Consider the following 10,959-nt stretch of genomic DNA (forward strand, 5'->3'; position numbering starts at 1 on the left):
CAATCCACACCGAACCGGAAGGCCCTCACCCGTTCAAGACCCCTGAACCGAGACCTGACTCACCCGTCCACAACCTCCCGGGTCAGTACAGCTAGCCCAGCCAACCCTCTCGGGCTCTACATCGCCGGAGCCGAAGTCCTGCGGCTGACCGACCAGATCAGGGCCGCCGAGAACGGTGCCGGCCTTATGCAGGCGGTCGATCACCTCTTTCATCCCAGGAGGACCTGGAGGCCGCCGAGGACATGGTCGCCGCGTGTCCTGCGGAGCTCAGCGACCCCAAATACCTCGACGAGGTGCCTGTCCTGCGGACCCGGGAACTACTCAGCGATGTCCTCGGCGACAACGCGGTCGCAGACACCAAACCGTCCGCGGCCCAGAACGCGGGAGCGGACCGACAGCGAGCCGCCCGCCCCTCCTCCCCACACGCCGCCGCCCCGGTCGCCGCACCCGATGACCTCGACCATCGACTCCTACCCTGAACAGGAGCTGCCCCGATGACCAGCAGAAGAGCGCCGCGCGCCCCGCCCCGCCTTGTCCGCTCTCCCTCCCTGGATCCGCTATGCCCGCCCCGCGTACCAGCGCGCCCTCGACCACCACCGGCACCGACGCGCTCCTCTACCTCCTGTTCGGCGTCCTCGGCGCCGCCATCGTCTTCGGCTCCCTCGTCTGGTTGACCGGCAACCTCACCAACTCCCTCGTCAGCGCCAGCCCCTGGGCGCCGTTCAAGGCCACCGACGCGCTGCTGCACCCCGACGTGTTGTGGCCGCACCTGAGCCCCATCGCCCTGCTGGTCGGCGCGCGACTCGTCCCCGGTCTGCTCTCCGTCTGCCTCACGATCACCGGCATGGTCCTGTGGCTGCGGCTGCGCGGCGGCTCGAAGAACGGCCTCGCCCGCAAGCAAGATCTCGCGCCGCTGCTGGACAAGGAGATAACCGCAAAGGCGAAGAGCCTGCGGCCGCGCCTGTCCGATCTCAAGCCGAAGGAGGTCGCTCCCTCCGACCGCGGGATCCTTGTCGGCACGCTCTCCCCGGGCCGGGCCGAGGTCCGCGCCTCCTGGGAGGACGTGATCGTCGCGATCATGGCCCCGCGCTCCGGCAAGACGTCCGCGCTGGCGATCCCCGCGATCCTCGCCGCTCCCGGCCCAGTGCTGCTGACCTCGAACAAGGCGGCGAACGATGCCTTCACCGCGACGGTGGACGCTCGTGCCAGGGTCGGCACGATTTGGACGCTCGACCCGCAGCAGATCGCCCACCACCCGCGCGAGATGTGGTGGGACATCCTGGCCGACGCCCGCGACCTGGCCGGGGCGAAACGTTTGGCCGGGCACTTCGTCGCCGCTTCGGTGGACGAGTCAAACGGCTCCGACTTCTGGTCCACCGCCGCTAGCAACACACTCGGCGCGCTGTTCCTGGCCGCCGCCAGCCACCGCCGCCCGATCACCGACGTCCTGGCCTGGCTCGCCTCCCCAGCCGACCGCACTCCCGTGGACCTGCTCACGGACGCCGGCCACGACGCGGTCGCCGCCCAGCTCCAGGGCACCGTCAGCGGGGCCACGGAAACGCGGGACGGCATCTATGAGACCGCGCGGCAGTACGCGAGCTGCCTGCTCGACCCGGACGTCGCCGCCTGGGTCACCCCCAGCAAGCACCTTCCCGAGTTCAAGCCCTCCGCGTTCGCCACCTCCCGCGACACGTTGTACCTGCTCAGCAAGGACGGCGGCGGCTCGGCATCGGCGATCATCGCCGCAGCGGCCGATGCGGTGATGCGCGCGGCCGTGGTCGTCGCCGAGCGCTCCGGCGGGCGGCTCGACCCGCCCGCCCTGTGCGTCCTCGACGAGGCCGCCAACGTGTGCAAAATCTCCGATCTCCCCGACCTGTACAGCCACCTGGGCTCACGGGGCGTCATCCCGATGACGATCCTGCAGTCCTACCGGCAGGGCCAGCGATGCTGGGGCCAGGCAGGCATGGACGCACTCTGGTCCGCCGCCACAATCAAGATTATCGGAAGTGGAATCGACGACGCCGACTTCGCCGACCGTCTGAGCAGGCAGGTCGGTGACCACGACGTGCAGACGACGTCGGTGTCGACCAGCGACGGCGGCAAGTCCACCTCGGTGAGCATGCGCACCGAACGGATCCTGCCCCCCGACGCGATCCGCGCGCTGCCCAAGGGGAGGGCGCTGCTGCTCGCCACTGGTATCCGGGTGGCGATGCTCGACCTACGGCCCTGGTACAAGGAGCCCTCCGCCAAGGTGGTCGGTCCGGCCTCGGCCAGCGCGACCAAGGCCATCACCGAGCGGGCCATCGCCAAGTCCCTGGGCCGCGACGGCTTCGGGCTGTCGGCATGAGCGCCCCAACGCTCAAGGTGCTCTCGCTCGGTGCCGGGATCCAGTCGACACACCTCGCCCAGTTACCGGTCGTCCGGCGCGGCGGCCAGTGGTGGCTGGTCACCGGTTCCGGCTCGATCCTCGCCACCGATCCGACGTTCACCGGCGAGCTGGACCGCTTCGCCGCCGCGATGGCCGCCGCCGACCAGGCCATCACCGATCTCCGCTCCCAGCAGGATCAACCGACTCCCCACCCCGGGCAGCAGCGATGAACCCGCTACTGAGTGCCGAGCAGGCGGTGCTCGGCTCGGTACTGCTCGACCCCGGCCAGCTCGAGCACCTCGACTGGCTCGCGCCGGATCACTTCTACCGGCCGGTCCACCAGGCGCTGTTCGCCGCCCTGTGCAAGCTCCGGACCGACAGCCACGCCGCCCTGGCGACCAAGAAACCGGTGCCGCTTTCCTGGGTGACCGACGCGGTCGACGAGGCCAGCCACCACGTCCGGGGGCTGACCGCAGTATTCGCACACACCCTGATCTCGGCCTGCCCGCGCCCCGAGCACGCCCCGGTCTACGGCCGGATGGTGCTGGAGGGAGCAATCCACCGCGCCGTGGCCGCGCACGCGATCCGCCTCCACCAGGCAGCCCGCGCCGACGCGCTCCAGGGCGAGGTGGAAGGAGCGCTGCACCATGCGGACGTCCTGGCCGGGGTACTCGACGACCTCGCGCGCCGCTGGGGGTCCGAACCACGCCCGGTCGCTCCGGCCACGCCGCCCTCCACAGCACCCGTCGCACCGCCGCCGGCACGGGCGGACCAGGTCGAGGAGGACGAGCAGTTCCTGCTGGCGGTCCTGGTCGAGCGGCCGAAGGCGATGGACGAGGTCGTCCGCTGGCTGCGATCGGGCGACTTCGCCGACCCCGCCCACGGCCAGCTCTACCGCTGCCTGGGCGCACTGCACCACCGCGGCGAGCCCATCGACCGGATCACCGTGCTGTGGGAAGCCCAGCGACGCGGTCTGCCGGCCGACGGCACGCTGACCGCCGAACAACTCACCGCCATCTGCGACGGCGTCGGCCCCGGCAGCGCCGAATGGCTCGGCGAGCAGATCATGCGCTCCTCCATCACCCGCACGGCCGCCACCTCCGCCCGCGCCATCCGCGCCCTGGCCGAGAACGAGACCTTGGCCCCCGGGCGGCTCATCAACCACGCCCTGCACGCGCTCGGGCCGCTCGACGAAGTGCGCGCCCGCTGGCAGACCGCGAACGGCCACCCCGCTCCGGCGCCGCCGGCCGAGGGGCCCCCGACGGCGCTGGTCCAAGCCGCCCTCGCCCGCAGCACACCACGACCGGCCACACGGCCCTCGGAGTGCCCAGGCCTTGCCTCCACGCCATCAGCCGCGCGACCGCCCTCGCGCACCCACGGCTAAACCGTCCTCACCCACCAACCCAGCCCATCCGACCCTCCCACCTCTGGAACGCACCGTGGACAACACCCCCATCTCCGACGCCCTGGTCATGCGCGCCACGGCCTCCGCCTTCGACGCCCAGCGCGGCAAATTGCCGGTGCCCGGAGACCCCCACCGCTCACCCGATGCCGTCGCCGTCGCACGCCAGATCTCCGAACTCGGAAAGCTGATCACCGATTTGGGCGACGAGGTCCTCTTCCGTGCCGCCGACCAGGACCAGGCGCCCCACACCCCTCGGGTAATCACCAGCTTCGCCACCGTCGTCGAGCCCGCGGGCGAAGCGGCTTCCGCCCTGGGAGCGGTGGCCCACCAGCTCGCCTTCCTGAACCAGACCCAGAGTCTGCACGACCAGCCCGACGCCAGGGATGCCCGGGAGGCAGCCGTACGGGTGATGGAGGACGCACTCGCCACCGCCGACGCGGCCCTCCGCGACGGGGCCAACTCCCTGCACGCCGCATCGGCAACGGTCTCTCCCCCGTCCGTTCGGCTCCAGGCTGCCCGCAGCCGGTCCACAACCGCCACGCCCGCTCCGGGGCCGCCACCTCCCGACGTCACCACGTCGGTGGCGTCCCCCTCCGCCCGAATCGCACGAGGCCGGTGACATGGAAACCACAACCGTGCGACCGCCGTTGATCGGCTCGCTCTGCTCGGGTTACGGCGGTCTGGACCTCGGGGTCCAGGCCGCCCTCGGCGGCACCCTGGCCTGGCACGCCGAGATCAACCCCGACGCCGCGCGCATCCTGGCCCGGCACTGGCCCGGCGTGCCGAATCTGCAGGACATGACCGCCGTCAACTGGGCCGATGTGCCTCGGGTGTGCGTCCTGACAGCCGGTTTCCCTTGTCAAAGACGTCTCCGTCGCCGGACGCCGGGCCGGACTCAACCCCCATACCCGCTCGGGGCTGTGGCTGCACGTCGCTTGTGCGGTCGAAGCCCTCCGCCCCTGCTTGGTCGTGATCGAGAATGTCCGAGGTCTCCTCACCTCGCCCGCCGGTTCCCCTGGCGACGTGGAATTCTGCCCGTGGTGTCTGGGAGACGACCCAACCCAGCCTCCTGTGCGGGCACTTGGTGCCGTACTCGGCTCCCTGGCCGATCTCCGGTACGACGCAAGGTGGCTCGTGCTTCGTGCCTCCGACGTCGGAGCCCCCCATCGGCGCGAGCGGACCTTCCTCACCGCCTGGCCCGCCGAGCCCCCTGTTCAAGACCCCGACGAGCAACATCGGCAAGAACGGCGGCTCCCAGCACCCGTCGAAGAGGAAGAGCGGCGGCCACGGCCCGAACTTGGCCGACGAGGTGGAGTGGCTGCTGCCCACGCCGAAGGCGTCGGACGGGATCAAGGGCTCGCCGAACCAGCGGTACGGCAACGGGGACATGGCGCTGTCGAGCGCGGCAGCTTCGCTGCTGCCCACCCCGAGGGCGAGCGACACCGGCGCTCCTGGCCGCCGTCCGGGCAAGGTCTGGCGCCCGCCCCTGTCGGCGGTGGTCCTGCCGCTGTGGGCGGAAGCGGACCCGGGAGCCGAGGAACCGACGGGCGATGGGGAGCGTACGCCTCCGCCATCGCCCGATGGGAGAACCTCACCCGCCCCGCGCCGCCGCCCACCGACGCTGCCGGACGCCTGCGCGCCGACTTCGTGGAGTGGATGCAGGGCCTGGCCCCTGGCTGGGTGACCGCCACTCCGGGACTCGGCCGACCGGCTCAGCTCACCGCGCTCGGCAACGGCGTGGTCCCCCAACAGGCAGCCCGGGCCGTGCGGTTGCTGGCACCGCCCTTCCCCCGCTGCCCACGCTGCACCGCGCCGTAGCGCCGTATTACCGCTTTTCCCCAGCCGCACCAAATCGCGGAATCTCCGCATCCTCTTGCTCATGCCGACCTGCGAACGGAGCACCGCCGTGACCTCCAGAAGAGCGCGCCGCACTTCGCCCCCGCTCTGCTCGCTCACTCCCTTGGATCCGTTATGTCCGACCCCAGCAAGGCCGCCCCCGAGCCGTTCCGCGTTCCCGACGGCGATCTCGACGATCTCGCGAGCACCCTCGCCAAGACCATGGCGGAGGTACGCCAGCAGGGTGTCATCCTCGACGCCTCGGCTCCGAGCCCGTCTCCACCTCTCAGCCCACCACAGACACCCCCACCGCGGACACTGCCGACGCTGACAAGGCCGACGCCCCGGCCTCGGTGTTCATCCTCGCGTTGGGCGGCGAGGCATACGCCGTCGAACTGGCCGCGCTCAGCGACTGGGTGAACTACCTGTTCCTGCCCGTCTACGGACGGGAGATCAGCACCACCCGGCCGTGGTGCGACCAGTGGCACGAGCATCCCGAGGCTGTGGCCCGGCTGCACGCGCTCTGGCTCGCATGGCAGCAGCTCACTGACGCCGAGGCCGGCCTGTCCGGTCCCTCGACGTGGCACCGCGACCACCTCGACCAGGCCCTGGTTCATCTCCGTGCCCCCGATGGCCCCTTCGCCGCATGCACGACGAGCCCAACGCGGCCCAACCACCGCGTGCTGGCCACCCCGGCACCCAAGCTGGCGGGAGACACCGAGTGACCACCGAACTCGACTTCCGCCTCGACGACTTCGAGCCCGCCGACGCCGTCTCCGAACTCGCCGAGAGCAGCCTCTGGGCCGGAGACCTGACCGTGCTGGCCGAGCACCACACCACCCCGAACGGGGCGCAGAGCTACCTCGTCGCCCACGACGAGTCGGTGACCTGGGGCGTGCCCGGCGAACCACAGCTCGTTGCCATCAAGATCACGCGGGATCCGCGCGAGCGCACGTTCACCTTGGAAACCGCCAGCCACGCCAGTCTGGCCTTCGCCCAGAACTGGCTCGTCGAGCACGGCTGCCCGCCCGAGCCGATCGCGCTGGTCGGAGCCGATCTCATACGACCCGCCGACGACCTCACGGTCCGCGTCGAGCAGCAGATCCGCGCCTCGGGCGACTGGTACAAGGTCCTGGCCACTCAGACCTCGGACTACGCCCCGTGCGAGACGTGGACCATGGTCCGCGACTCCGGCGCGGCCCAGGCCCCGATCCGGGTGTTTCTCGAAGAGGTGGCCACGGAGGCCCGCACCTACACGGTGCGCGAGGGCGCCTTCGTCGACGAGGACGCCGCCCAGGACTGGCTGGACAACCGCGACGGCCCCCTGCCTGAGCCGCCGGAATACCGCGGCGACGGCGCCGCTCTGCGGACCCACGTTGCCCTCACCCGCTCCACCAGCCCTTCGGCGATCCCCAAGGCCGGCCTCGGCACGAGCACCGCGCCGTCCGTGAACTCCACCCAGCGACCGAACCCTCGGAGGTCGATGTGAGCCGCGCCCGCTTCGCCTTCGCCGCGCACCCGGATGCCATCGCGGACCTGCGCGAACTCCCCGACGAAATACGCGACCTGGCGCTGCTGGAACTGCAGAACCTGGTCCACGGCAGCGACGACTGCCTACCGCTGAACGGCCGCCTCGCGGGCTTCCACAAGGTCTACGTCGACCCGGCCGTCTCCTACCGGATGGTCATCCAGTTCCGCCCGGCCGCGCCCACCTCGACCCACAAGCGCGAGATCTACCTCGTCGCGGCCGGTGCCCGGGAGGACTACGCGGTCTACCGCACGGCCCAACTCCGCACCAACCGCACGGACCTCAACCGGCCCGCCGACACCGACCCGGCGGCCGAGGCCCGAGTCCAGGCGGCCCGATCCCGATCCCCCTACGCGGTCGACCAGACCGCGTCCCTACCGGCCGCCGCACCGGCGGCAGCCAGCCCTGCGGCTCCCGCCGCCTCCCAAAAGGTCCCCCTGCGATGACCGCCGACCGTACGCCCCTGGCCCGCACCGAACTGGCCGGACTGCTCACCGACGCTGCGCAGAGCGTCTCCGGGGTCCTGGCCACCGAGTACCCCACCTCCACCAGCCGCTCCTACCTGCATCCCGTTCTCGGCGCGCTGTCCGCCGGCCCCCAGGTGGTCTGCGAGCTGAACGACCGGCTCGAAGGGTTCGTCATCGAGGAGCCGCTTCCCTCCACCCCCGCCGGTCTGTTCACCCTGGCGTCCTACGCTTCCGCGCTCGGCTGGCTCACCGAGTCCCTCGCCGAGCTGACCGCCTCCGTGGACCAGATCTGCACGCGCGTCGGCATCCCCGCCGAGCCGCCGGACCCGGCCTTCGCAGCGCCCTCACCGGCGGAGCAGGACGACGAGTTCGACTTCGCGTTCAGCCCCCTGGAACTGGCCGCCATCCGCACAGCCGCTGAGACTGCCGGCCTCAGCCCCGGCGACTACGTCGAGGTGCTCTCGCAGTCCCTCCTCGCCGCCTCCCGGATCACCGACGCCTGCATGGAGATCTCCAGCGGCCTGCTCGAAGACGCCGCGTACGTCCTCGGCCAGGCGACCGATCATGTCTGGATCGGTGAGGGCCCCGACAGCCTGCCCACCCTGGTGCGCTCCCTGCTCGCCCGGATGGAGGCGGCCGAATGAACTCCCATGACATGGCGAAGCGGCCCGGCGCGCACTTGGTCGCCGAGGAGTTCGGTGTCGAGGACCCCTGGGCGCTGAGCGACGACCAGCCGCCCCGCGACCCGCTTCACCTCGTCGGCAGGACGGTCGCCGAGGCCGCTCGCGATGTCGACGAGTTGCACGGCAAACTGACCCGCGCCGCCCAGTCCGCGATCGAGTTTCTTGAGCCCGTCGGGCGGGGCGATCACGCCAGCATGCGCGGCTGGTACGGCATCCTGCGCACCACGGGTCCGCTGCCACCGCCGCCCCGGTTAAGCCCCCAGTGCCGACGCCGCTGGACGCGCGCCGCGCCCAGGCCGCCAACTCCCGTTCCCGTTTGGCGTCCTCATCTCCCGGCGCGCGGCCGTTCATCCCGGCACCGCGCCCGCCGTCGGCTCCGCAGTTCCCGCGCCCGGGGCGCAGCCGCTGATCAGCATCCCCTTCTCACCCTCCGGAGCCACCGTGTCCGACGCCATTGCCCTCGACCAGGCCGACGCGATGATCGAGAAAGCCTGGAGCCGCCCCATCGACGCGCTGGAAACCCTCGCGGTCCGCCGCCCCGTCGAGGATCCGCTCCTGCGCGCGGCGATGCACATCCGATCGAGCCTCGTCGTCTCGAACAACGCAGTCGCCGTCCATCAGGACCGCCTGCACGCTCTCACCCGGTCCGGCCATGTGCCGGCCTTCTACGCCGTGGAGCGGATCACCAGCTCGGCGGTGAACCTGCGGATCGCGCTGGCCAAGAGCCGGACCGCCCTGCAGGCGATCAGCCGCGTGATCGAGGCCCGGGAAGCCGCCGCAACCGCGGACCGGACACCGGCAGTTCGGTTGGCCCAAGTCGCTGTCGCCCGCTCGGCGCACGCACCGCGCACCCTGGGCCAACCACCCGACCAGCCCGCTCCGTCGGCCGTCGTAGGCCCGACAGTGCCCGCAACCAGGTCACGCCGCTAACTGGTCAGTCCGCATCTTCGTCGCGGTGAGTCTCCCCGACCCGGGAGCCCACCGCGCGGGCCAGCTCCTCCACTGTCAGCTCGATACGCCGCCCGTCCGCGATCCGGCGCTCCACCACGGCTTCTCCGTCGCACCTCTGCTCTGCGTCGGGCTTCGTGCGCACTGCCCACTGCCCGTCGGCGACTATCGCGATGTCACCCACCGTCCACGGCCGCCCGGACGCGCGGATCTTAAGCTCCGGCCCTCCTCGGTCCCAGTGCCTGCTCAGCTCCGCCACGCCTTCTCCCCCTCCGGTTTCGTGCGGCCTGACACCGCAACCCGGTTACGACAACCGGCCGCGCCGATCCATTCCCCGGCTCGTCGGCCCATCGCTCCCCACAGCCAGTTCGCCCACGGCAGACACCACCTTCCGGGAAACGACTACGCACTTCGGCACACCGCATGTCAACGTACGAGTGTCGGGGAAAGTCGCAGGTCAACGAAGGGACCGTCTAGTCGTGAGCGCCTCCATTACCATCCTGCCCACTGTCGTCTGCCCCGCCGTGGAGGAGCGCGCCTGGCTCTCCAGCGACCACTGCGCGAGCCCGGTGCTCGAACTTCTCGGGGCGCTCGGCTGGGCGATGGTCGACACCCCGGAAGCCAACGTGCACTGCACCAGCCCAGACGGCCGCGTCTACGTCGGCTGGCTCCCCGAGGACACCGCCGCCTGGAAGCGGGGCATCGTCTGGCAGGTCCGGGTGGTCCCCGCCGACGCCGAGCCCTGGGTCCAGGAGTTCGGCCTCTACACCCCCTCCGAGGCCGTCGCCGGATTCATCGCCGCCCTCGTCGCCAACCCCTCCCGCTGACCGCGCGGCGGCCGGGACGCCGCGCACACCGCACCCCACTGATCGGCTCATACATCGAGCCGACCGGCCCCCACCACCGAGAGGAACGCGTCTTGACCTGGCACCTCGCCAGCCACCCCAAGCCGGAGGCCACCCGCCCGAAGGTCCTGCGCGACCTGCTCCGCCTCGACGTCAACTGACGCTCCGACAACAACCCTGCTTCGCCAAACCGATCCCGCTCCCGGAGGCTCCCGTGCCCCACTACCTGACCGTCGGCCACCTGCTCCGCCAGCTCCAGAACCTCGACCCCAACCTGCCGATCCGCCTCGCCGTCAACCCCGACTGGCCATTCACGCATGACCTCGGCACGGACGTCGTCGTGCGCGACGGCGTCGCGTTCATCGCCGACGACGGCCAAGAGGACTACCTCCCGCCGGCAGTCCGCGGTGCCCTCGCCTGGGCCTGACCCCGGCGCACCGACCCCGAAAGGAGGCCCCCATCTCACCGCGACTCCACACTTGCGCCGCCCGCCCGCTGCACGGCCTCGCCCTGCGGCCCATGCCGTCCGGAGTGCGCGGCGCACTCGTCCACCGCGTCTCCGCCCTGCCCAACGGACCGTTCGACGTCTCCTGGCTCCCGGCCGACACCCCCAGACTCCCTCTCGGCCGCATCCGCCTTCACTGGGAACCCGCCTCCCTGTCGCGCTGGGACGTCACTGCCCACCTCGGGCTGGCCAACGCCGAGGTCCATCTCGCCTCATGGCCCGCAGCACCCGACGACTGGCCGCACCTGGTCCGCCCGACTATCCACGAGGTACGCGGCTTGTGCGCCGCCCTCGCGGTGGCCACCGCCGCCCTCGACCTCTCCAATCGCCTCGCAGAGGTCTGACCGCAACGCAAAGGCCGCCCCGCGCCGATC

At 71.3% G+C, this 10,959-nt stretch carries 13 protein-coding genes and 2 pseudogenes; 14 read left to right on the forward strand and 1 reads right to left on the reverse strand.

The annotated features are described in order from the left end of the window. The first annotated feature begins 559 nt into the window (after positions 1-559). The 11 genes and pseudogenes from ACFWN1_RS27585 to ACFWN1_RS27635 all read left to right on the forward strand — a co-directional run bounded on the left by ACFWN1_RS27585 (position 560) and on the right by ACFWN1_RS27635 (position 9,217). A complete protein-coding gene (locus ACFWN1_RS27585) occupies positions 560-2,347 on the forward strand; it encodes a type IV secretory system conjugative DNA transfer family protein (RefSeq protein ID WP_384367469.1) in 1,788 nt (595 codons plus the stop codon). Further along, positions 2,344-2,598, forward strand: a complete 255-nt coding sequence (locus ACFWN1_RS27590; protein WP_384367472.1) for a hypothetical protein — start codon at positions 2,344-2,346, stop codon at positions 2,596-2,598. Before ACFWN1_RS27585 ends, ACFWN1_RS27590 begins: the two co-directional genes overlap by 4 nt. Continuing rightward, complete coding sequence (locus ACFWN1_RS27595; RefSeq protein WP_384367475.1) at positions 2,595-3,752, forward strand: DnaB-like helicase N-terminal domain-containing protein; 1,158 nt, start codon at positions 2,595-2,597, stop codon at positions 3,750-3,752. Before ACFWN1_RS27590 ends, ACFWN1_RS27595 begins: the two co-directional genes overlap by 4 nt. Before the next feature lie 55 nt (positions 3,753-3,807). Further along, positions 3,808-4,392 (forward strand): hypothetical protein, encoded by a 585-nt coding sequence (locus ACFWN1_RS27600; RefSeq protein WP_384367478.1) that lies wholly within the window; start codon positions 3,808-3,810, stop codon positions 4,390-4,392. A gap of 1 nt (position 4,393) precedes the next feature. Continuing rightward, positions 4,394-4,576, forward strand: a pseudogene (locus tag ACFWN1_RS27605) (DNA cytosine methyltransferase); the annotation flags it as partial. 121 nt (positions 4,577-4,697) lie between these two features. After that, entirely contained in the window at positions 4,698-5,591 is an 894-nt protein-coding gene (locus tag ACFWN1_RS27610) for a DNA cytosine methyltransferase (RefSeq protein ID WP_384367504.1), read from the forward strand. 153 nt (positions 5,592-5,744) lie between these two features. After that, positions 5,745-6,334, forward strand: a pseudogene (locus ACFWN1_RS27615) (DUF4913 domain-containing protein). Then, on the forward strand, positions 6,331-7,098 hold the full coding sequence (locus ACFWN1_RS27620) for a glycosyl hydrolase (protein WP_384367481.1): 768 nt from the start codon (positions 6,331-6,333) through the stop codon (positions 7,096-7,098). The pseudogene ACFWN1_RS27615 and the gene ACFWN1_RS27620 overlap by 4 nt, the downstream one beginning before the upstream one ends. Then, positions 7,095-7,583 carry a hypothetical protein gene (locus ACFWN1_RS27625; protein ID WP_384367484.1) on the forward strand — a complete coding sequence of 163 codons (489 nt, stop codon included), beginning with the start codon at positions 7,095-7,097 and terminating at the stop codon, positions 7,581-7,583. The genes ACFWN1_RS27620 and ACFWN1_RS27625 overlap by 4 nt, the downstream gene beginning before the upstream one ends. Then, positions 7,580-8,248 (forward strand): hypothetical protein, encoded by a 669-nt coding sequence (locus ACFWN1_RS27630; protein WP_384367486.1) that lies wholly within the window; start codon positions 7,580-7,582, stop codon positions 8,246-8,248. The genes ACFWN1_RS27625 and ACFWN1_RS27630 overlap by 4 nt, the downstream gene beginning before the upstream one ends. A 480-nt stretch (positions 8,249-8,728) precedes the next feature. Then, positions 8,729-9,217, forward strand: a complete 489-nt coding sequence (locus tag ACFWN1_RS27635; protein WP_384367489.1) for a hypothetical protein — start codon at positions 8,729-8,731, stop codon at positions 9,215-9,217. Positions 9,218-9,221: 4 nt separating this feature from the next. On the opposite strand, the gene ACFWN1_RS27640 is transcribed toward ACFWN1_RS27635, so the two are convergent. Then, on the reverse strand, positions 9,222-9,494 hold the full coding sequence (locus tag ACFWN1_RS27640) for a hypothetical protein (protein ID WP_384367492.1): 273 nt from the start codon (positions 9,492-9,494) through the stop codon (positions 9,222-9,224). A 220-nt stretch (positions 9,495-9,714) separates the two neighbouring features. On the opposite strand from ACFWN1_RS27640, the gene ACFWN1_RS27645 reads away from it, so the two are divergent. From ACFWN1_RS27645 to ACFWN1_RS27655, 3 genes are all read left to right on the forward strand, one after another. Further along, a complete protein-coding gene (locus ACFWN1_RS27645) occupies positions 9,715-10,062 on the forward strand; it encodes a DUF317 domain-containing protein (protein ID WP_384367495.1) in 348 nt (115 codons plus the stop codon). A gap of 232 nt (positions 10,063-10,294) precedes the next feature. Continuing rightward, on the forward strand, positions 10,295-10,507 hold the full coding sequence (locus ACFWN1_RS27650) for a hypothetical protein (RefSeq protein WP_384367498.1): 213 nt from the start codon (positions 10,295-10,297) through the stop codon (positions 10,505-10,507). 92 nt (positions 10,508-10,599) lie between these two features. Beyond that, complete coding sequence (locus ACFWN1_RS27655; protein WP_384367501.1) at positions 10,600-10,929, forward strand: esterase; 330 nt, start codon at positions 10,600-10,602, stop codon at positions 10,927-10,929. Positions 10,930-10,959: the final 30 nt, after the last annotated feature.

It is taken from the genome of Streptomyces sp. NPDC058459 (assembly GCF_042721685.1).
Lineage (GTDB): Bacteria > Actinomycetota > Actinomycetes > Streptomycetales > Streptomycetaceae > Streptomyces.

Excerpts from the sequence above, each read along its gene's own strand:
- ACFWN1_RS27585 (WP_384367469.1), top strand. The coding sequence starts at position 560 with ATGCCCGCCCCGCGTACCAGCGCGCCCTCGACCACCACCGGCACCGAC.
- ACFWN1_RS27590 (WP_384367472.1), top strand. The coding sequence starts at position 2,344 with ATGAGCGCCCCAACGCTCAAGGTGCTCTCGCTCGGTGCCGGGATCCAG.
- ACFWN1_RS27595 (WP_384367475.1), top strand. The coding sequence starts at position 2,595 with ATGAACCCGCTACTGAGTGCCGAGCAGGCGGTGCTCGGCTCGGTACTG.
- ACFWN1_RS27630 (WP_384367486.1), top strand. The coding sequence starts at position 7,580 with ATGACCGCCGACCGTACGCCCCTGGCCCGCACCGAACTGGCCGGACTG.
- ACFWN1_RS27655 (WP_384367501.1), top strand. The coding sequence starts at position 10,600 with ATGCCGTCCGGAGTGCGCGGCGCACTCGTCCACCGCGTCTCCGCCCTG.